Genomic DNA, 20,420 nt, shown 5'->3' on the forward strand with positions numbered 1-20,420 from the left:
TTCTCCCACCGGCTGGGAGTCACCCGGCGATTATAACGGGCGACGCGCTACCCTGCCTCCGTGCCCCGGCCCCCTGCGCGAGACGATTTCCCGTGACGACCCCGGCAGACACCCACCGCCTCGACCGCCGCGTGGACCCGTCCCGCGACCATATCCTCGGCACGGACCAGGCCGGGATGACCCTGGTCGAGTACGGCAGCTACGACTGCCCCCACTGCCGCGCGGCCAACCGCGTCATCGCCGACCTGCGCGACCGTTTCGGCGACCAGTTGCGTTACGTATTCAGGCACCGTCCGCTGACCGGCAGCGACCTGGCGCGGCGCGCGGCCGAACTGGTGGAGCGGGTCGACCCGGAGCGGTTCTGGGACGCCCACATCGAGCTGATGTCGCGCTCGGACCGGCTGACCGAGGACGACCTGGCCGCGGTGGCCGCCGAGTTCGGGGTCGAACCGTGGGGGAACGAGGCCGACGCCACGGCAAAGGCGCAGGCCCACGCCAGCGCGCGGGTGGATTCCGACGAGCGCAGCGCCCACGCCAGCGGCGTCCATTTCACCCCGACGTTCTTCATCAACGGCCGGCGCTATTTCGGCTCCTGGGACGAGGCCGAGCTGGCCGACGCGCTGGTCGGTTCGCTCGGCCATCGCATGCGCTCCAAGGCGCTGGAGTTCGCCAGCTGGGGCCCGTCGGCCGGCCTGCTGCTGGTGCTGGCCTCGGTGCTGGCGGTGGCGATCACCAACTCGCCGCTGGGCCCGGCCTTCATGGCGCTGTGGGAAACCCCGGTGGGGCTCAACTTCGGCGCCGACGGGTTCTCGATGTCGCTGCTGCACTGGGTCAACGACGGCCTGCTGACGATCTTCTTCCTGGTGGTCGGGCTGGAGATCAAGCGCGAGTTCACCGTCGGCCACCTGACCCACCGGCGCTCGGCCGCGTTCCCGATCGCCGCCGCGTGCGGCGGGATGATCGTGCCGGCGGTGGTCTACAGCCTGGTCATTCCGTCCGGTCCGTGGGCGCACGGCTGGGGCATCCCGATCGCGACCGACACCGCGTTCGCCATTGCGCTGATCGCCATGCTCGGCCGGCGCGTGCCGGTGGAGCTGCGGATCTTCCTGACTGCCGCCGCGATCGTCGACGACATCGTCGCGATCCTGCTGGTGGCGGTGTTCTATTCGGCCGGCCAGAACTGGGATTGGCTGTTCGCCGGCTTGGTCATCCTCGGCCTGCTGGCATTGCTCAACCGCATGCACGTGTACCGCGCCGCGCCTTACCTGTTGCTGGGCGTGGCGTTGTGGGTCTGCATCTACCAGGGTGGCCTGCACGCGACCCTGGCCGGCGTGCTGCTGGCGATGTTCATCCCCAGCCGGCCGCCGCCCAACTACAAGGCGCTGATGGTGCAGGCCGACGCGATCCTCGCGGCCGAGGCCAAGCGCGGAAAAGAGGCCCTGCGCGGCGGCCCGTCCGAGCCGGCGATGCACGCGATGGACGACATCCACGACCGCCTGGAGTCGCCCACCGAACGCATGCTGCGTTACGCCGGCGCGCGCTCCAGCTACATCGTGCTGCCGCTGTTCGCGTTCGCCAACGCCGGCGTGGTGATCGACGCCGGCGTGGTCGGCGGCCACGAATTGCTGATGCTGGCGATCATCGCCGGCCTCGCGTTCGGCAAGCCGGCCGGGATGCTGGCGTTCTGCGCGCTGGCCGTGCGCCTGCGCATCGCCAGCAAGCCCGAGGCGTACTCGTGGGTGCAGGTGCTGGGCGCTGGCGCGCTGGCCGGCATCGGCTTCACCATGTCGCTGCTGATCGCCCAGCAGGCGTTTGCGGAGCCGTCGGACTTCGCCGCCGCCAAGATCGCGATCTTCGCCGCCTCCATCCTCGCCGCCGTCATCGGCACCGCCATGCTGTGGCGCGCCGGCGTCAACGAATCCCGCCCCCCTGTAGGAGCGACGTAAGTCGCGAACGCACTGGCCTGGCCGACGCAGTACCCGGACAGTTGCCGTACTTCCGCCCGGGGCTCCGGGAGGCTGGTCCGAAGTCCAAGGTCGAGGCGTCCGGTGAACGCGGGGAGATCGCGACTTACGTCGCTCCTACAGACCGACAGGCGGTCCGGCCGGCGCGGGGCCAGTCGTGACTTCCGGCGGTGGGGCGGCGATCGATCCGGGATCACCATCGGGAGGTTCCCCTCCGCGAGGATTCCCATGCGTCGCATCTTGGTTACTTCCATCGCCACCGCACTGGCCCTGTCCAGCGTTTACGCTCCCTCCCTGGCACAGACCACCGCGCAGGCCGCCCCGGCGCCGGCAGTGACCGATGCCACCACCCAGCTGCCGCGCGATGTGCGGCCGACCCATTACCAGGTCGCGGTCATACCGCACGCCGACAAGCTGACGTTCAACGGCACCGTGGCGATCACGCTGGAGGTGCTGGCGCCGACCGACAGCATCACGCTCAACGCGGTGGACATGACCTTCGCCAACGTGGAGCTCGCGACCGCCAGCGACGCGCCCGCCATGACTCCGCAGGTGGCGATCGATGCGGCGGCGCAGACGGCGACCTTCAGCTTCGACAAGCCGCTGCCGGTGGGCAGCTATACGCTGTCGATGGACTACACCGGCAGGATCGGCACCCAGGCCAATGGCCTGTTCGCGATCGACTACGTCACCGACGACGGCGAGAAGCGCGCGCTGTACACCCAGTTCGAGAACTCCGATGCGCGCAAGTTCCTGCCGTCTTGGGACGAGCCCAACCACAAGGCCACCTTCGAGCTGACCGCCATCGTCCCGGCGGAGCAGATGGCGGTCAGCAACATGCCGATCGCCGAGTCGACCGACCTGGGCGACGGCACCAAGCAGGTGCATTTCCAGACCTCGCCGAAGATGTCGACCTACCTGCTGTTCTTCGGGCTCGGCGATTTCGAGCGCGCGACGATGCAGATGGACGGCACCGAGATCGGCGTGATCACCCAGGCAGGCAAGGTCGACCAGGCGCGGTTCGCGCTGCAGTCCTCGGCCGACGTACTGCGCGAATACAACGATTACTTCGGCGTGCCGTACCCGCTGCCCAAGCTCGACAACATCGCCTCGCCGGGCCGCAGCCAGTTCTTCAGCGCGATGGAGAACTGGGGTGCGATCTACACCTTCGAGTACGCGCTGCTGCTCGACCCGACCATCTCCACCCAGCGCGACAGGCAGCGCGTGTTCTCGACCGACGCGCACGAGATCGCGCACCAGTGGTTCGGCGACCTGGTGACGATGAGCTGGTGGGACGACCTGTGGCTCAACGAGGGCTTCGCCACCTGGATGGCGGCGCGCACCACCCGGAAGCTGCACCCGGAATGGAACACCCACCTGTATTCGGTCGGCGGGCGCGAGTCGGCGATGTCGCTGGACGCCGCGGTCACCACCCACCCGGTGGTGCAGCACGTGGAGACGGTGGAGCAGGCCAGCCAGGCGTTCGACTCGATCACCTACCAGAAAGGCGGGGCGGTGATCCGGATGCTCGAGGGCTACGTCGGCGCCGATGCCTGGCGCGATGGCGTGCGCAGCTACATGAAGACCCACGCCTACGGCAACACGGTGTCGGACGACCTCTGGCGCGCGGTGCAGGCCGCGGCGGGCAAGCCGATCCTCGACATCGCGCATGACTTCACCCTGCAGCCGGGCGTGCCGCTGATCCGGGTCGCCTCGGCCACCTGCGCGGACGACATGACCACGCTGCAGCTGACCCAGGGCGAGTTCACCAAGGACCGCCCCGACAAGCAGCCGCTGTCGTGGCGGGTGCCGGTCATCGCGCAGACGGTCGGTGGCGAGCCGGCGCGCACGGTGGTGGATGGCGGCGCCGGCAGCCTGCAGGTACCCGGCTGCGGCACGGTGGTGGTCAACGCGGGGCAGAGCGGCTACTACCGCACGCTGTATTCGCCCGAACAGTTCGCCGGCATCCGCGATGCCTTCGCCGACCTCGCGCCGATCGACCAGTTGGGCCTGATGGGCGACACCTGGGCGCTCGGCATGGCCGGGTTGCAGCCCGCCTCGGATTACCTGGAGCTGGCCGCGGCGACGCCGGTCGATGCCGACCCGCAGATCTGGGGCGACATCGCCGGCAGCCTGGAGAGCCTGCACCGCTACTACCGCGGCGACGACGCCGGGCAGGCGCGGCTGGATGCGTTCGGCATCGCCACGCTGGCACCGGTGTTCGAGCGCGTCGGCTGGGAGGCGCCGGCCGACGAGGCCGCACCGGTGGCGATCCTGCGCACGCAGCTGATCGGCACCCTGGCCGAACTGGGCGACACCTCGGTGATCGCCGAGGCACGCCGCCGCTACGCCGCGCGCGACCGCGATCCGCAGGCGATGCCGGCGGCACTGCGCAAGACCATCCTGTCGGTGGTGGCCACGCATGCCGATGCCGCGACCTGGGAGCAGTTGCATGCATCTGCAAAGAGCGAAAAGACCCCGCTGGTGCGCGACCAGCTGTATGGCCTGCTGTCGAGCGCGGAGGATCCCGCGCTGGCCCGGCGTGCGCTCGACCTGGCGCTGACCGGGGAGCCGGGGCAGACCAACAGCGCGGGCATGATCCGCACCGTGGCCTACCAGCATCCCGACCTGGCCTTCGATTTCGCCGTGGCCCATCGCGGGCAGGTGGATGCCAAGGTCGACACCACCTCGCGCAGCCGCTACTACCCGGGGCTGGGCAGCCCCTCGAGCGACCCGGCGATGATCGACAAGATCAGCGCCTATGCCGACGAGTACATCGCCGACAGCTCGCGCCGCGCCACCGAGACCGCGATCGCCAACATCAGGTACCGCATCCAGGTGCGCGACCAGCGTTTGCCGGCGATCAGCGAGTGGCTGGAGCGCCACGGCGGCTGAGGCCTGCCGCCGGCTGGAGCCCGTCGGCCACCCGCATCAGGACATCGGGTTGGCCGGCGTGTGCTCGGGATCGCCCGGCAGCGGGATGAATTCGCCGTTGTCCAGGTCCGGCAGCTTCATCCGGCCGGCGCGCCAGTCGGCCTTGGCCTGCTCGATGCGCTCCTTCGAACTGGACACGAAGTTCCACTCGATGAAGCGCTCGCCCAGCGGCTCACCGCCCAGCAGCATCACCAGCGACGGTTCCAGCGCGGTCAACAGCGCCGGCTTGCCGGCGGTGAACAGCAGCATCTGTCCCGGACCGTGGCGCTCGCCCGCGACCTCGACCGCGCCACGCACCACGTAGGCGGCGCGCTCGGCGTAGCCGTCGGGCAGTTGTGCGCGCCCGCCCGTATCCAGCTCGCAGTGCAGGTAGAACATCGGCGAATGCGTCTTCACCCGCGACGCCAGCCCGTGGGCCTGCCCCGCCACCAGTCGGCCGCGGACCCCATCCTCGTTGAACTCCGGCAGCTCGCCCGCGTCGTAATGGTCGAACGCCGGATCGGTCTCCTCGTCGGCCTCCGGCAACGCCACCCACGACTGGATGCCGTGCATCGGCCCACCATGCGCGCGCGCCTCTTCGAACCGTTCCGAATGGGTGATGCCGCGACCGGCCGTCATCCAGTTGACCTCGCCCGGCCGGATCGCCTGCTCCGAGCCCACGCTGTCGCGATGCATCATCTCGCCATCGAACAGATAGGTGATCGTAGACAATCCGATATGCGGATGCGGCCGCACGTCGACGTTGTTGGGAATCCCCGGCGGGAAGTCGACCGGCCCGATGTGGTCGAAGAAGATGAACGGCCCGACCATCCGCCGCTTGGCGAACGGCAACACCCGCCCGACCTCGAATCCGCCCAGGCTGCGGCGGCGTTGCTCGATCACCATGTCCAGCATGTCGTGCTCCCGTGGTTGTCCGGTGGCAGTATCGCGCGCATAGCCGGCAGGGGCTCGCCGGTGTTCCGGGTTTGCTTCGCTTTCAGCTACCAGAATGCCGCCTGGTTCTCTGCCATCTGAATACGGGATGGCAGAACGGGTCTGCGTCTTTGCCAGAGTTTGAAATCAAGCGCAATGCGCTCGATGCCATCGAACAGCGTGGGCTGTATGCGTGCTACCAGTCCCACCCGCTTCATGCGGATCCGTAGCGTGTCGACGTTGATACGCAGCAGCTCCGCAAGGTCGCTCATGTGCCCGTCGACGCGCATCAGCAGCAACACATAGGCCGTCGCTTGGGAGTAGCTGCGTCGGACCCGTTCTATCAATTGGTCGCGCTCCTCGGACATTTGCTCGCGAACCTGGGGATCTGTATCAATTGGCGCGGTCAGCAAGCGCGCGAGGGTGGCACCAAGGTGCTCGCTGTCATCGTCGCTGCTTCCATAGTCCAGCCTGACCGCATAACGAATTGTCTTGTCCGCGTACTTGACCAGGCGCAGGTAAAGGCGCGCGAATAGCTGGTCCTGATCATCCTGGTCAGCAAAGCTGAAAGCCCAGCCTCGCCTCTGGCCAATTTCAGACGCCATGAGCCAAGCCTCGGAGGTCACGTCATCAAACGAGTGCTCTCCCCGGCTCTGACGCGATATCCGCTGCAGGTCGCCACGACGCGCTTCGAGGAACCGATCGAATGTAGAGGCCATGGAAATGTCCGTGAGGCCGAATCGTTCGGCCTTTATTTGATGTGCCGCCGACCGCTCAGGTGGCGACGATACGGAACTCCGTGGCCCGGGTGACCGGGCGCACCCTCCGGTGGTTGCGCTGCATCTCCACGATGCCGTAGCGGGACATGGTTTTCAGCGTGCGCGACAGGTTGCCGGGTTTGCGGCCGGTGGTCTGGGCAAGCTCGGCAATGGATTCCGGCGCGGTCTCGCGAATGACCCGCAGCAAGGCGCGGTTGTCGTCACTGAGTACCTCGGCCAGTGACTTCATCGAGGTGAACCAGATCCGGGGCTCGCCGGGCTTTGGCTTATGCGTACCCTTGGCGATGGCCAGCACCCGCTCGCGGATCTGCTGTTGCGGCGCGATGCCGATGGTGACGGGACGGGCGGTGGATTTTCGGGGGGCGGTCATTGGTCGTGCTCCTTGCCCAGTGCGTGGTCTACGGCAGCGAAGAAATCCTGCAGCAACTGATGCGCGTTGACGTATTCGTAAGGCCTGCCCTTGTCGTGGGCCTGGCGGTGTTGATGGTCGTTTGCCAGGACGCGTCCGGCGTACTTGAATTTTTTGGGCGGCTTGATTGCGTGGGCATTATCGAACCCCAGCACGCGAGTGCCGTAGCGGTCATGCAAGGTCAAGCTGTAACCGATGCATGCGGGACGCCTGCAGTGGGCTGGACCCTTCGGGCTTCGATCTTTATCCAGTAGCCATTGCCCTGGTCGAGGACGCTTCCATCGAGATCCAGGAGCGTTTCGACATCCTTGTCGCTCATGGTTCCATAGTATCACCAGGTGATATCAAAACAAGGTGGAGAGTTCCGGTATTCCCTGTGTGGGATTCACACTGGCTCCCCCCTGCCGTCCGTACCTTCGGGAGTATCACTGGCCCCGGGAAGCCCCCATGTCCGACGAAACCCCCAAGACCCCGCTCGACCACGTCAACGACCTGGCCACGCAACTGAAGGAAATGCGCCACTACTCGAAGAACAACGTCGAGCTGCTCACCGCGCAATGGCTCAAGTTCGACGAGGGCAAGCTGAAGAAACTCGGCGAGTCCAGGACCATCGAGGAGTTGATGACGCGCCAGGGCGAGTTCCACGACGCGCTGGAGGCGGCGATCGCCGAACTCGACGAGCTGGCCGAGGAACTCAAGCCGCCGCCGGAAGAGGGCTGAAGCGTTACCGCTCCGCACGCGCTAGTCTCTGCCGGAGATGCCCCATCAACGGAGGCTCCATGGACGCACCCCTGAACATGCCCGCCGCCTTCATCGGCCATGGCAGCCCGATGAACACGCTGGAGCGCAACCGCTTCACCGACGCCTGGCGCGCGTTCGGCGCCTCGGTGCCGCGGCCGCGGGCGATCCTGATGGTGTCGGCGCACTGGTACGTCAACGCCACTGCCGTTACCGCGATGGCCCGGCCCAGGACCATCCACGATTTCTTCGGCTTCCCGCAGGCGCTGTTCGACGTGGAGTACCCGGCGCCAGGGCTGCCGGAACTGGCGGAGGAGGTCGCCGACTTCGCCCAGCCCGATCATGTCGGTGCCGACCATGATGGCTGGGGCCTGGACCATGGCACCTGGTCGGTGCTGGTGCACGCGTTCCCCAAGGCCGACATCCCGGTGGTGCAACTGTCGATCAATGCGCTGAAGCCGCCGCAGTGGCACGTCGAACTCGGCGCCCGGCTGGCGCGTCTGCGCGAGAGCGGGGTGCTGCTGATGGGCAGCGGCAACGTCGTCCACAACCTGCGCGCGATCGACTGGAAGCAACCCGACGCCGGCTTCGACTGGGCCCGCCGGTTCGACGAACACGCCCGGGAAGTGATGACCGAACGCCCCGGCGACGCCGCCTCGCTCGTCGCCCACCGCGACTTCGCGATGGCCGCCCCGACGCCCGAACACTTCCTGCCGCTGCTCTACATCGCCGGTGCCGCCGCGGCCCTCGGCATCCCGGCCCGGGCACTGGTCGACGGCTACGCCTTCGGCTCGCTGTCGATGACCAGTTACGGCATCGACTGCGCCTGCCCCGACGCCGACGACAGCCTTGCCGGCTCCGCGCCGTTGTCGGAGGACGTGCCGGCGGACGAGAGCAATATCTGACCGGTCCGTCCTGACGTTTCGGCGCTGTGCCGTGGCTGTCGGTTGACGGTGCGGGACGGTTTGTCCCGCCGTGTCGGCGCTGCCCCGGTGAATCCGGTTGCTATCCTGCGCGTCCCCACGGAGTGCCCCTCATGACGTCTACCCGGCCGGTCGCGCCTTCGGTATCGCTGCGCCGCCTGGCCCTGTTGCTGGGCGGGCTGGCGATGTTCGGGCCGTTTTCGATCGACACGATCTTCCCGGCGTTCCCGGCGATGGCCGCGCAGCTGGGCGCCGACAAGCTGGCGATGCAGCAGACGATCAGCATGTACCTGGTCGGCTATGCGCTGATGAGCGTGGTGCACGGGCCGCTGTCGGATGCGGTCGGGCGGCGCAGGGTGATCCTCGGCGGGCTGTCGGTGTTCACGCTGGCGTCGGTGGGCTGTGCGCTGGCGACGGACCTGACGACGCTGCTGGTGTTCCGCATGGTGCAGGGCCTGTCGGCGGGCGTGGGGCTGATCGTCGGCCGGGCGGTGATCCGCGACGTGCTGCACGGCGACGATGCGCAGCGGTTGATGAGCCAGGTGTCGATGATCTTCGGCATCGCGCCTGCGATCGCGCCGATGATCGGTGGCTGGATCCTGGGCTGGAGCCGCTGGCCGATGATCTTCTGGTTCCTGGTGCTGTTCTCGCTGGTGTTGCTGATGGCGACCTGGTGGTGGCTGCCGGAGACTCATCCGCAGGATGCGCGGCTGGAACTGCGCCCCAGGCGGCTCGCCCGCGATTACCTGGCCATCCTGTTCAACACGCGGTTCCAGCGGCTGGCCGCGGCGGCGGCGTTCAACTTCGGCGCGCTGTTCCTCTACATCGCTTCGGCGCCGGCCTACGTGCTGGACCTGCTGCGGCTGGACGAGCGCCAGTTCGGCTGGTTCTTCGTGCCGACCATCGGCGGCATGATCGTCGGCGCGTGGCTGTCGGGCCGTGCGGCCGGGCGGATCAGTGGCGGGCGGCTGGTGACGATCGGTTTTTCGGTGTCGGCGGTGGCGGCGCTGTTCAACGTCGCCTACAACCTGTCGACCGACGCGTTGCAGCTGCCGTGGGCGGTGCTGCCGATGTCCCTCAATGCGTTCGGCATCGCGCTGGTGTTCCCGATCCTGACCCTGGCGGTACTCGACATGTACCCGCGCCAGCGCGGCTCGGCGTCGTCGCTGCAGGCGTTTACGGCGCTGGTGAGCAATGCGCTGATCGCGGGCGTGGTCTCGCCGTGGCTGAGCGGCAACGGATTGTGGCTGGCCGTCGCGGCGGGGCTGTTCACGGCCGCGGGCTGGGCGTTCTGGCGCTGGGAGTCGGTGGTCTCGTCGGCTGGAGGGCGGCGTGGTGGGAGTGCGGGGCCGAAGGTGCCGGGGGAGGCGTTGTAGGGGGGCGATCGTGGGGTGAGTTGGGGAACGGTTGTTCTATCGCGACTTACGTCGCTCCTGCAAAGGCGGGATTTGGCGGTAGGTGTGGCGGAGGAGTTCGTGGAAGTGGTGGACGGCGTTCTCGCGCAGGGGGTTGAGGCGGCCGGGCTGGTAGGAGCCTGACGCCAGGCCGCGCTGCACGTCTTCGCAGATGGTCAGGTCTTCGAGCTGCACTTCGTCGCTGAACTGCAGGTCGGCCTCGCGGCGGGCGCGGGCTTCGCCGCTTTCGTCGCGCGTGTAGTAGAAGTCGAACTCGACCCGGCAGCGGTCGACGCCGAGCGGCACCACGCGGTTGGTCTGCAGGCGGCCGGGCAGGATGTTGAGCATCGTGTTCGGCCACAGCCAGTAGTACAGCGCGTCGCCGTCGCCGTAGAGGGTGTCGCCCCCGCTTCTATCGGCATTCACCAGAGGGCTGAACTGGTACGAGTACCACGCCGCGGTCTCGGTGATGTAGCTGCGGTAGTCGAGCAGCTTGTTGAGGCCGGGGTGGATGTGGGGGACGTGGTAGCCCTCCAGGTAGTTGTCGACGTAGACCTTCCAGTTGCAGGCGACGTCGTAGCCGATGCGATGGTGGTGGCCGTAATTCGCCAGGTTGCGGCCGGGGCCGAGGCGCGCGTCGATACCTTCGACGAAGGCGTCGAAGTCGGGCGCACTGGCCTCGTCGACGCACGCGAACACCAGTCCCTGCCACACCCGAACGGCGAGTTGCGGCAGGTGGATGTCGGCGACGTTGAAGTCCGGCGCGATGCCCATCTCCGGCGCCGATTTCAGCACACCGTCGAGGCCGTACGTCCAGCCGTGGTAGCGGCAGCGCAGCGACCTGGCGGCGAGGCCGTCGCAACTGGCGATCGGTCCGGCGCGGTGGCGGCAGACGTTGTGGAAGACGCGGATGGTGCCGGGTCCGTCGTCGTCGGCGGCGCCGCGTACCGCGATGACGGGGAGGCCGGCGAAGTCGGCGATCACGTGGTCGCCGGCGTCCTGCAGCTGGCAGACGTGGGCGATCAGTTGCCAGCTGCGGTCGAAGATCGCGGCGCGATCGCGCGCGACCATGGCCGGGTCGGTGTAGAACCGCGCGGGCAGGGCGGTGGCGTGGTCGAGCGGCTGCGGTGCGAGATCGGCGGCGGTATCCATGGCCGCAGTATGCCGCCGGTGACCTGGCCGGAAAAACGAAGGCCGGCATTTGCGCCGACGAGCTAAAAAAGAAGGCCGGCATGCGCCGGCCTTCGTGGTGTTGCGAGTGCGGATCAGCCTTGCTCGGGCTCCGGGTTCGCATCGTCCGGTTTGGCGTCCGCCGCCGGCTTGTCGGCGGGCTTTTCGACCGCCGGTTTCTGCGCGGCGGGCGTTTCCGCCGGGGTGGCCGTCTGGTCGGCGGCCGGTTGCGTGGGAGCGGCGCTGCTGGCTGCGGTCGCGCCCGGCTGCCAACCGCAGGCCTGGCCTTCGTTCTGCACCTTCAGCCAATCCTGCAGTGGGGCGAAGTACTCCAGCACCGGGCCGGCGTCCATCTTCCCGCCGCCGGTCAGCTCCTTCAGCGTGGACTGCCAAGGCTGGCTGGCGCCCTTGTCGAGCATCGCCTGCAGCTTCGCGCCGGCGGCCTTGTTGCCGTAGAAGCTGCACTCGTGCAGCGGGCCTTCGTACCCGGCCGCGTCGCACAGCGACTTGTAGAACTGGAACTGCAGCACGTGGGCGAGGAAGTAACGCGTGTACGGCGTGTTGCCCGGCACGTGGTACTTCGCGCCCGGGTCGAAGAACTCCTCGCCGCGCGCCTGCACCGGGGCGACGCCCTGGTACTTGGCCTTCAGGTCCCACCACGCGGTGTTGTACTGGTCCGGGGTGATCGATCCGTCGAACACGCCCCAGCGCCAGCGGTCGATCATCAGCCCGAACGGCAGGAACGCGACCTTGGCCAGCGCCATGCGCATCTGCGCGTTGATCAGCGCCTCGTCGGACTGCTGCTGCGCGTCGACCAGGCCGATCGACTCCAGGTACTTCGGCGTCATCGCCAGCACGATGGTGTCGCCGATCGCCTCGTGGAAGCCGTCGTGCGCGCCGGCCTGGAACAGCGGCGGCTGCTTGTTGTAGGCCAGGTCGTAATACAGGTGGCCGAGCTCGTGGTAGATGGTGGTGAAGTCTTCCTCGTTCGGCTTGATGCACATCTTGGTGCGCACGTCGCCTTCCATGTTCATGTCCCACGCGCTGGCGTGGCAGACCACGTCGCGGTCGCGCGGCTTGATGAACTGGGTGTTCTTCCAGTAGCTGTCGGGCAGCTTCTGCAGGCCGAGCGAAGTGTAGAAGTCCTCGGCGCGCTTGGTCATCTGGCGGGCCGAGGCTTCCTGCGCCTGGTGTTCGATGTCGGCCAGGCTGGCCGGGCTGCGGTCACCGGTGTGGTTGGCGAGCTTCTGCGCGTGGATCTGCTGGTAGCGCGACTCCAGCGCGGAAGTGATGTCGAGCTTGCCGGCGTTCTCGTACGGGACCACCACGTCCCACAGGTTGCTCCAGTCCTGCTGCCACATGTTGCCCATCAGGTGCGCGGGCAGCATGCCGCCGGCCACCTGCGCCCGGTCCTCGCCGTACTCGGCGCCCAGGCGGGTGCGGGTGTAGCAGTGCAGTTGCTCGTACAGTGGCTTGACCTGGCTCCACAGGCGGTCGGTTTCGGCGGCGATCTCGACCGGGCTCATGTCGTAGCCCGAGCGCCACATCTCGCCGGCGTCGGCGAAGCCCATCTCGTCGGCGCCGAGGTTCACCAGCTCGACGAAGCGGGTGTAGTCGTCGCGCATCGGCTTGGAGATGGTGTGCCAGCCGCGCCATGCCTCCAGTTGCGCGTCGTAGTCGCGGCTGTTGCGCAGCACGTCCTCGAGCGCGCCGAGCTGGCGGCAGGTCGATTCGTCGGCCGGGTCGGTGCAATAGGTGCCGGCGCCGTACATGCCCTCCATGTCGGCGGCGATCCTGGCCAGTTCGGCGAGCTTGGCCGGGTCGCTGGGGGCCGGCATCGAGGTGCCGAGCTTGAGCAACTGGATCGAGCGCGCGGTATCGGCCGACATCTCCTGGCCTTCGAACCGCTTGGCCTGCGCGATCCAGTCGTTGAGCTGGGCGAGGTAGCGCTCGTTGGCCTTGGCTGCCAGCAACTGGCTGTCATCGTTGATGTAGGTCGACGACAGCCACTGCGCGGCGGTCATCTGCGGGTACATCGCCCTGAGCTCCTTGTTGACCCGGGCGATGAACTGGTCGGCGGTCTCGTCGGCCGGCACGGTGCTGGTGGCCGCCGGGGCCTGCGCGTCCGGGCTCGGGGAGCGGTCGCAGCCGGCCAGGCCGACCACGGCCGCGGAAATGCTGAGCGCAAGCAATGCGCGTACGAGTTTCATCTGGAGAGACTCCCTTTGCTGGAGCGCGTGTATCGCGCCGAATTCCGAAGGCTAGAGGCGGGTGGGACCGGGCGCAAGCAATCCCGCGGCCGGATGCGCGTTCAGGCGGAGCGGGCGAGGGGCCGCATTTCCACCAGGCACCGGTGCTGCAGGTCGACCAGCCCGCGGGCGGCGAGCCAGCGCCAGGCGCTGTCGGAATCGCGCTCGAAATAGGCCCGGGCCGAGCCCAGGCGGAAGGTGTAGCCCCAGGCATCCATGTCGGCAAGCACGCGCTCGCGGCCGACGCCTGGCAGCTCGTCGCCGAGCAGGGCCTGCAGCACGCAGACCGCGTCCTCTTCCTCGATCGAGTCGGTGGCGTCGGTGTGGACCTGGGCGCGGCGTTCGGGCGGCAGGACGATCAGGTGCCCGGCTTCGTGCAGCAGCGAGTGGATCGGGGTGTCGTCGCGTGCATACACATCGGTGCCGATGATGCCGGCCTCGCACTCGCCCCAGTAGCTGCCCGGAATGGCCTCGCCATCGGCGACGCGCAGCAGCTGCAGTCCGTAGCGGGCGAGCAGGGCGGCGGGCGCGTCGAAACCGGTGTCGGCGAGGGTGAGCATGGGACAGGAAAGCGGGCCGGGTGCGGCCCGCCTGCGCACGTGGGCGATCAGCCGTTGGCGACCGCGCGGGCCTCGTCCTTTTCGGGCAGCGAGACGGAGATGTCGAGCACCTTGTTGTCGCCTTCGCCCATCAGGTCGACCTTGACCGCTTCGGCGTCGACGTTGACGTACTTGCGGATCACCTCCAGCAACTCGCGCTGCAGCATCGGCAGGTAATCCGGGCCACCGCGGGTGGCGCGCTCGTGGGCGACGATGATCCGCAATCGGTCCTTGGCGACCGAGGCGGTCTGCTTCTTGACCAGCAGGAAGTCGAACAAACCCATGTCTTAACCTCCGAACATCTTGCTGAAGAAGCCTTTCTTGTCAGGCGTCACGAAGCGCATCGGGCGGGTATCGCCGAGCAGCCGGGCGACCGCGTCGTCGTAGGCCTGGGCGGCATCGGACTCGGCGTCGAGGATCACAGGCTCGCCCTTGTTGGAGGCGTGCAGCACGTCGGTCGACTCGGGGATCACGCCAACGGTCTTGAGCCCGAGGATCTCCTCGACGTCGCCGACGCTGAGCATCTCGCCCGATTCCACCCGCTTGGGGCTGTAGCGGGTCAGCAGCAGGTGCTCCTTGACCCGCTCGCCGTTCTCGGCGCGGCGGGTCTTGGACGCCAGCAGGCCGAGGATGCGGTCCGAATCGCGCACCGAGGAGACCTCGGGATTGACCACGACCACGGCCTGGTCGGCGAAGTACATCGACAGGAACGCGCCCTTCTCGATGCCCGCCGGGGAGTCGCAGACGATGTAGTCGAAGCCGTCGTCAGCCAGGTCCTTGAGCACCTTCTCGACGCCTTCCTGGGTCAGCGCGTCCTTGTCGCGCGTCTGCGAGGCGGCCAGCACGTACAGGTTCTCGAAGCGCTTGTCCTTGATCAGCGACTGCTTGAGGTTGGCCTCGCCATTGACCACGTTGACGAAGTCGTACACCACGCGGCGCTCGCAGCCCATGATCAGGTCGAGGTTGCGCAGGCCGACGTCGAAGTCGATGACGGCCACCTTGTGGCCGCGCCGGGCGAGGCCGCAGGCAAGGGAAGCGCTGGTCGTGGTCTTGCCGACGCCGCCCTTGCCCGAAGTGACTACGATGATTTCGGCCAAGTTCAGATCCTCCGGAAATTTTGGGTGGAGCCGCGGACGCGGGGGCGTCGCGGCGGAGCAGGTGACAGCATGCCCGGTTTCTCGCTCACGGTGTGTCCAGCGCGGCGATATGCAGTTGTTCGTCCTGCAGCCAGACCTGCACCGCCTTGCCGCGCAGGTCCCTGGGGATGTCCTCGAGCACCTTGTAGTGGCCGGCGATCGCGACCAGCTCGGCATGGAACTCGCGGCAGAAGATGCGGGCCTGCGCGTTGCCCTGGGCGCCGGCCAGCGCACGGCCACGCAACGGGCCGTAGATGTGGATGGAGCCGTCGGCGATGACCTCGGCACCGGCGCCGACCGCGGTCAGCACGGTCAGGTCGCGGTTGTCGGCATACACCTGCTGGCCCGAGCGCACGAGTGCGGCGTGGATCATGCCCGGCTGGCCGCCGGGTGCCGCGGCGGGCGCCGTGCGGGCCGGGGCCGGTTCCGCGGCGGGGGCCTCACGGCGCGGCGGCGCGGCCGGGGCGGGTTCGGGCGCACCGTCGGCACGCTCGTACTGGGCGCGGAACTTGGCCAGCAGCGGCAGGCCCAGCGCCTCCGACAGCCGCTCGGTGTCGCTCGACCCGTAGGCCAGCGCGACCGGCAGCACGCCGGCGCCGCGCAAGCCGTCCAGCAGTGCCTGTGCGGTGGCGACATCGGGCGTCTGCGCCAGGCCGCCGAAATCGATCACCACCGCGGCGCGCAGGAACAGCTTGGGCGCGCGCTGCACCCGGCCGCGCATCTCCTCGACCAGTCCAGCCACGTCGAGGGTACGGATGCGCAGGTTGGCGATACCGACCTGGCCGATCTTGAGTTCGCCGGCGGGCTCGTAATCCATCGTCGCCGCGCTCACCGGCCGGTCCCGGTCGAGCGCGATGCCAGCGAGCCGTCCGGCGGAACCCGGGCCGGCGCGATCCACGGCACGTTGGGCAGCGACTTGCCGTAGGTCTGGTCGATCCAGGCGTGGCTGCACAGCGGCTTCATCAGCATCGCCGCGCGGATACCGGTGGCGGGCATGACGTGCTGGCCGACCTCGCGGAAGCCGAAGCTGCCGTGGAACAGCAGCACCGGGTCGTTGTCGCTGTCGTCGAGGAAGACCTCGCAGGCCATCTGCGGATAGCGCAGCTCCGCATAGCTCTGGGCGTCGGCATAGAACGCGCGCCCGACACCGCCGCCGCGGCGGCGGCTGGCGACGACGATCCGGTCGATATAGAAGAACTCCGGGTAGCGCTCGCGGAACCAGCCGAAGTTGCTGCTGTCGTGGCCTGCGTGGCTGCCGATGCCGATCAGGAACCCGGCCAGGTTGCCGTCGCGTTCGGCGATGCGGAAGTATTCGGCGGTTTCGAAGAAGTGGCGCAATCGAGCCGCATCCAGCGGCAGGATGGTGGGACCGGCGGCGTTGTTGAGGGCAAGGACGGAATCCAGCTCGTGCTCAAGCACGTCGCGGACAACGATCGACATTCCGGGCTCCAGGGAAATTTTTCATGCAGTGCGCGGTGGTCGCGCAGCGGGGCCGATTATCGCACGTGGCCCACCGGCGGGCGACGGCCGGCCGTCCCGGCGCGGCGCCACGTCCCGCATTCAGGCATGACTTTCGGGTGCACCGGCGGGGTGCGGATGCCAGTAGCATGCGGGGATGCTAGCCCGCCTTAACCACAGCCGACTGCTGCGCTACGCCGGTCTTTTCACCTGGGCCATGGTGGGCTGCTGGCTGATCAATGTCTGGCAGGAGCCCGCCCGGGTCGAATTGCTGCCAGGGGCGGCGGAACACCCGGTGGAGCTGCTGGTCGCGCGCTGGGTGGCGCTGTACCTGAGCTTCGGCGGGATCTATTGGTGGATCACCCGTGAGCTGGGTCAGCGTCGGCCCGACTATTCCGACCATGCCCTGCTGCTTGCGCTGACGCTCTGCGCAATCGGCGTGAGCTTCTTCTCCAGCACCGGTCTGGGCAGCGTGCTGTTGATGGTCATGGCAGGGGTGTTGCCATGGCTGTTGTCGGTGCGGCTGGGGGTGATCTGGCTGCTGGTCAGCAATCTGGCGATCATCCCGGTATTTGTGGCGCTGCTGGCGTTCCCGATCGTGCTCGCGGTGGTGACGGCGCTGCTGTACGCGGGTTTCTCGATCTTCGTATTCGTGACCGCGCTGGTGGCGATGCAACAGGCCCAGGCACGCGAGGAGCAGCGCCGCCTCAACGCCGAGCTGCGCGCGACCCGCCTGCTGCTGGCCGAGAGCGCGCGGATCAACGAGCGCACGCGGATCTCCCGCGAGCTTCATGACCTTCTGGGCCATCACCTGACCGCGCTGAGCCTGAACCTGGAGGTGGCCGGCCATCTGGTCGAGGGCCGCGCCAAGGAGCATGTCAGCCAGGCCCACACCCTGGCCCGGCTGTTGCTCACGGATGTCCGCGAGGCGGTCAGCCACCTGCGCGACAACGGCACCATCGACCTCGCCGCGGCCCTGCAGCCGCTGGCCGAGAACGTCCCGGCGCTCGACATCCACATGGACATCGACGGCCCGTTGACGCTCGACGACCCCGAGCGCGCCCACGTGCTGCTGCGCTGCGCCCAGGAAATCATCACCAACGTCGTTCGCCACGCCGGCGCCGACAATCTCTGGATCCACGCCTGCCGCGACCACGGCCATATCGTCATGACGGCCCACGACGACGGCCGCGGCGCCGCCCAGCTGGTCTCCGGCAATGGCCTGCGCGGCATGCGCGAGCGACTCGTCCAGCACGGCGGGGACCTGACCATCGAAACCCGGCCGCAGGCAGGCTTCCGCCTGTCGTTGACGCTGCCGGCCACGGCGGCCGCGACCGCGGTCGTCGCCAGTGAGGGAGTCACACCATGAGTTCCGTTCCGATCCGAGTGATGCTTGTCGACGACCAGACGCTGGTCCGCCAGGGCGTGCGTTCACTGCTGTCGCTGGCCGACGGCGTGGAGGTCGTGGCCGAGGCCAGCGACGGCCGGCAGGCGATCGAGGTCATCCCGCAGGTCAAGCCGGACGTGGTCCTGATGGACATGCGGATGCCGGTGATGTCGGGCCTGGAGGCGCTGCAGGCGCTGGCCCGGCTCGGCACCCTGCCGCCGACGATCATCCTGACCACCTTCGATGACGACCAGCTGGTGCTGGCCGGGATCAAGGCCGGCGCCAAGGGCTACCTGCTCAAGGACGTGTCGCTGGAGCAACTGGTCGATGCGATCCAGACCGTCGCCGCCGGCGGTTCGCTGATGCAGCCGGCGATGTCCCAGCGCCTGCTGTCCGGGCTGGAGCACATGCGCAACGATTTCGTCAGCCTCGACCGTCCCGATCCGCTGACCGAGCGCGAAACCGAGATCCTGCGGCTGATGGCCGGCGGCTTCTCCAACAAGGAGATCGCCAACTCGCTGGGGGTGGCCGAGGGCACGATCAAGAACCACGTGTCGAATATCCTGTCCAAGCTGGGCGTCCGCGACCGCACCCGGGCGGTGCTCAAGGCGTTCGAGCTGCAACTGGTCTGACGATGCGCCGGGAGTTTGCAGATCCGGGGGCGTCGGCCTGCCCGGTCCCGCCATCTGTCACGAATTTTGATCCGGAGAGGCTGCGCCGGCCCCGGCTTCCTTGCTAGGATTGCCGGTCTGCGCCCAGTCCCGCCCCGGGCCCGGCCCTGGAGAACCTGAATGACCCGTCTGATCGAGCTCCTGATTTCACTCGCGATCGTCCTCGCGCTGTTCCTGATCGTCGGCTTCCTGCTGCCGTCGAGTCGCCACTTCGAGACCTCGGTGGAGACCAACCGCAAGATGACGATCGTGTACGACACGCTGAACAGCTTCCGCCGTTTCGACGAGTGGAACGTGCTGGTCGCGCACGACCCGGGCATGGAGCGGAAGCTCGCCGGCCCGGAAGAGGGCGTAGGCGCCCGTTTCGAGTACAGCTCCGACCAGAAGGGCGTGGGTGACGGCAGCTGGGAGATCGTCGACAGCAAGGACGGCCAGAGCGTCTCCTACACGATCACCAACAACCAGCGCGGCAAGAACAAGCGCACCACGTTCCTGCTCGAGCCGACCGGTCGCAACGACCGCAACGTCAAGATCACCCAGACCTACGACGTCGATTACGGCATGAACCTGCTTGGCCGTTACGCCGGCATGTACGTCAGCAGCAACATGGGCCAGGAAATGAAGATGAGCCTGGCGCGCCTGAGCAACATGCTGGCCGCTGTGCCCAACTACGACTACGACGAGCTGAGCAAGGACGACCCGTCGATGGCGCCGCGCGTCGAGCAGCGCCAGGCCAGCAACCTGCTGGTGGTCGGTGCGCAGGTCGAGCGCAACAACGACGTCGTGCAGCGCACGATGAAGAACAACATGCAGTGGATCGACAAGGTGATGAAGGCCAACGACCTGGTCGCCGATGGTCCGGTCCGCATCATCACCAACGAGCTTGGTGGCGACAGCTACTCGTTCGAGGTTGCCCAGCCGGTCCGCAAGGCCGATGGCGCGTCCGAAGACGACGCGGCCGCCAGCGAGGACGAGGCCGCGGATGAAGAGGCCGACACCGAAGTCGCCGATGCCGGCGAAGAAGCCGCGGCGCCGGCCGGCCAGCTCGATATCGAGCTGCAGGGCCCGGTGAAGCAGGTTTACGTCGAAGCCGGCACCGTTGCCGCCGTGCCCTTCAAGGGCCACATGGCCAACCTGTCGAAGGTCCGCGACGCACTGCGCGGCTGGGCGCTGACCCGCGGCTACCAGACGGTCGACCGTCCGTACGAGTCGTGGAACAACGGCCTCGACCAGGGCTTCACCGAGGAAGGCGAGTTCGTCGTTTACTGGTCGATCAAGTAAGTCGCCCGTACACGTGAACACGGTTTCCAGAAACGCGCCGCGAATTTCGCGGCGCGTTTTTTTGTGGGATGGGTGCGGCCGTGCGCTTGCCGTGCTGGGGGCGGTATTCGCGGCGGCGGCGGTCGCGCTGTTCGCCTACGCGGCGCACGCCGCTGAGGCCCATGTCCAGGCGAGCCTGCACTCGGCGGCGCTGTTCGCATTCGGACACGGCATCGCGCTGGCGGCACTGGCACCGCATGTGCGGCGGCGGCTGGGCACGGCCGCGTTGTGTTTGCTGGCGCTGGGCACGCTGCTGTTCTCCGGCAGCCTGGTCGGAGCGCATGCCTTCGGTGCGCCGACGTCGCTGGCACCGCTGGGCGGCAGCCTGATGATCCTCGCCTGGCTGCTGTGGGCGGCCGATACCCTGAGGCGCTGAG

Annotated in this window: 21 protein-coding genes; 9 read left to right on the forward strand and 12 right to left on the reverse strand. The window is 67.9% G+C overall.

What is annotated here, in order from left to right; genetic code table 11:
• The first annotated feature begins 92 nt into the window (after window positions 1-92).
• Together nhaA and ACT9AS_RS05855 are read left to right on the forward strand one after the other, a co-directional pair.
• Window positions 93-1,946: a Na+/H+ antiporter NhaA gene (nhaA, locus tag ACT9AS_RS05850; protein ID WP_445099200.1), complete on the forward strand. Its 1,854-nt coding sequence runs from the start codon at window positions 93-95 to the stop codon at window positions 1,944-1,946.
• A gap of 246 nt (window positions 1,947-2,192) precedes the next feature.
• Window positions 2,193-4,859 (forward strand): M1 family aminopeptidase, encoded by a 2,667-nt coding sequence (locus ACT9AS_RS05855; RefSeq protein WP_445099201.1) that lies wholly within the window; start codon window positions 2,193-2,195, stop codon window positions 4,857-4,859.
• 36 nt (window positions 4,860-4,895) lie between these two features.
• Here ACT9AS_RS05855 and ACT9AS_RS05860 read toward each other — a convergent pair whose 3' ends face one another.
• The 5 genes from ACT9AS_RS05860 to ACT9AS_RS05880 all read right to left on the reverse strand — a co-directional run bounded on the left by ACT9AS_RS05860 (window position 4,896) and on the right by ACT9AS_RS05880 (window position 7,317).
• Entirely contained in the window at window positions 4,896-5,792 is an 897-nt protein-coding gene (locus ACT9AS_RS05860; RefSeq protein WP_445099202.1) for a pirin family protein, read from the reverse strand.
• Window positions 5,793-5,878: 86 nt separating this feature from the next.
• Entirely contained in the window at window positions 5,879-6,529 is a 651-nt protein-coding gene (locus tag ACT9AS_RS05865) for a hypothetical protein (RefSeq protein WP_445099203.1), read from the reverse strand.
• A gap of 55 nt (window positions 6,530-6,584) precedes the next feature.
• Window positions 6,585-6,959: an HVO_A0114 family putative DNA-binding protein gene (locus ACT9AS_RS05870; protein ID WP_445099204.1), complete on the reverse strand. Its 375-nt coding sequence runs from the start codon at window positions 6,957-6,959 to the stop codon at window positions 6,585-6,587.
• Window positions 6,956-7,183, reverse strand: a complete 228-nt coding sequence (locus ACT9AS_RS05875; protein ID WP_445099205.1) for a hypothetical protein — start codon at window positions 7,181-7,183, stop codon at window positions 6,956-6,958. Before ACT9AS_RS05875 ends, ACT9AS_RS05870 begins: the two co-directional genes overlap by 4 nt.
• Window positions 7,180-7,317, reverse strand: a complete 138-nt coding sequence (locus tag ACT9AS_RS05880) for a hypothetical protein (protein ID WP_445099206.1) — start codon at window positions 7,315-7,317, stop codon at window positions 7,180-7,182. Before ACT9AS_RS05880 ends, ACT9AS_RS05875 begins: the two co-directional genes overlap by 4 nt.
• A gap of 128 nt (window positions 7,318-7,445) precedes the next feature.
• On the opposite strand from ACT9AS_RS05880, the gene ACT9AS_RS05885 reads away from it, so the two are divergent.
• The 3 genes from ACT9AS_RS05885 to ACT9AS_RS05895 all read left to right on the forward strand — a co-directional run bounded on the left by ACT9AS_RS05885 (window position 7,446) and on the right by ACT9AS_RS05895 (window position 10,035).
• Complete coding sequence (locus ACT9AS_RS05885) at window positions 7,446-7,718, forward strand: hypothetical protein (RefSeq protein ID WP_445099207.1); 273 nt, start codon at window positions 7,446-7,448, stop codon at window positions 7,716-7,718.
• A 59-nt stretch (window positions 7,719-7,777) separates the two neighbouring features.
• A complete protein-coding gene (gene ygiD, locus ACT9AS_RS05890) occupies window positions 7,778-8,641 on the forward strand; it encodes a 4,5-DOPA-extradiol-dioxygenase (RefSeq protein ID WP_445099208.1) in 864 nt (287 codons plus the stop codon).
• Window positions 8,642-8,772: 131 nt separating this feature from the next.
• Window positions 8,773-10,035: a Bcr/CflA family efflux MFS transporter gene (locus tag ACT9AS_RS05895; protein WP_445099209.1), complete on the forward strand. Its 1,263-nt coding sequence runs from the start codon at window positions 8,773-8,775 to the stop codon at window positions 10,033-10,035.
• 36 nt (window positions 10,036-10,071) lie between these two features.
• Here the strand turns inward: ACT9AS_RS05895 and ACT9AS_RS05900 are convergent, their stop codons facing one another.
• The 7 genes from ACT9AS_RS05900 to ACT9AS_RS05930 form a co-directional block, all read right to left on the reverse strand.
• A complete protein-coding gene (locus ACT9AS_RS05900; RefSeq protein ID WP_445099210.1) occupies window positions 10,072-11,205 on the reverse strand; it encodes an SRPBCC family protein in 1,134 nt (377 codons plus the stop codon).
• A 113-nt stretch (window positions 11,206-11,318) separates the two neighbouring features.
• Window positions 11,319-13,433 (reverse strand): M2 family metallopeptidase, encoded by a 2,115-nt coding sequence (locus ACT9AS_RS05905; RefSeq protein WP_445099211.1) that lies wholly within the window; start codon window positions 13,431-13,433, stop codon window positions 11,319-11,321.
• Between the two features lie 101 nt (window positions 13,434-13,534).
• On the reverse strand, window positions 13,535-14,032 hold the full coding sequence (locus ACT9AS_RS05910; RefSeq protein WP_445099212.1) for a hypothetical protein: 498 nt from the start codon (window positions 14,030-14,032) through the stop codon (window positions 13,535-13,537).
• Between the two features lie 47 nt (window positions 14,033-14,079).
• A complete protein-coding gene (gene minE / locus ACT9AS_RS05915) occupies window positions 14,080-14,355 on the reverse strand; it encodes a cell division topological specificity factor MinE (RefSeq protein ID WP_445099213.1) in 276 nt (91 codons plus the stop codon).
• A gap of 3 nt (window positions 14,356-14,358) precedes the next feature.
• Complete coding sequence (minD, locus tag ACT9AS_RS05920) at window positions 14,359-15,168, reverse strand: septum site-determining protein MinD (protein ID WP_445099214.1); 810 nt, start codon at window positions 15,166-15,168, stop codon at window positions 14,359-14,361.
• An 85-nt stretch (window positions 15,169-15,253) separates the two neighbouring features.
• Window positions 15,254-16,039 carry a septum site-determining protein MinC gene (gene minC / locus ACT9AS_RS05925; RefSeq protein ID WP_445099215.1) on the reverse strand — a complete coding sequence of 262 codons (786 nt, stop codon included), beginning with the start codon at window positions 16,037-16,039 and terminating at the stop codon, window positions 15,254-15,256.
• Window positions 16,036-16,647, reverse strand: a complete 612-nt coding sequence (locus tag ACT9AS_RS05930; RefSeq protein WP_445099216.1) for a GNAT family N-acetyltransferase — start codon at window positions 16,645-16,647, stop codon at window positions 16,036-16,038. The genes minC and ACT9AS_RS05930 overlap by 4 nt, the downstream gene beginning before the upstream one ends.
• Before the next feature lie 175 nt (window positions 16,648-16,822).
• Here ACT9AS_RS05930 and ACT9AS_RS05935 point away from each other — a divergent pair, with 175 nt between their 5' ends.
• The 4 genes from ACT9AS_RS05935 to ACT9AS_RS05950 all read left to right on the forward strand — a co-directional run bounded on the left by ACT9AS_RS05935 (window position 16,823) and on the right by ACT9AS_RS05950 (window position 20,419).
• The gene (locus ACT9AS_RS05935) at window positions 16,823-18,034 is read left to right on the forward strand and encodes a histidine kinase (RefSeq protein ID WP_445099217.1); all 1,212 of its coding nucleotides are present in this window, start codon (window positions 16,823-16,825) and stop codon (window positions 18,032-18,034) included.
• Window positions 18,031-18,684, forward strand: a complete 654-nt coding sequence (locus ACT9AS_RS05940; protein WP_445099218.1) for a response regulator — start codon at window positions 18,031-18,033, stop codon at window positions 18,682-18,684. The genes ACT9AS_RS05935 and ACT9AS_RS05940 overlap by 4 nt, the downstream gene beginning before the upstream one ends.
• 159 nt (window positions 18,685-18,843) lie before the next feature.
• Window positions 18,844-20,004, forward strand: coding sequence for an SRPBCC family protein (locus ACT9AS_RS05945; RefSeq protein WP_445099219.1), 1,161 nt, complete (start codon window positions 18,844-18,846; stop codon window positions 20,002-20,004).
• 13 nt (window positions 20,005-20,017) lie between these two features.
• Window positions 20,018-20,419, forward strand: coding sequence for a DUF423 domain-containing protein (locus tag ACT9AS_RS05950; protein WP_445099220.1), 402 nt, complete (start codon window positions 20,018-20,020; stop codon window positions 20,417-20,419).
• Window position 20,420: the final 1 nt, after the last annotated feature.

Source organism: Lysobacter sp. F60174L2 (assembly GCF_052547135.1).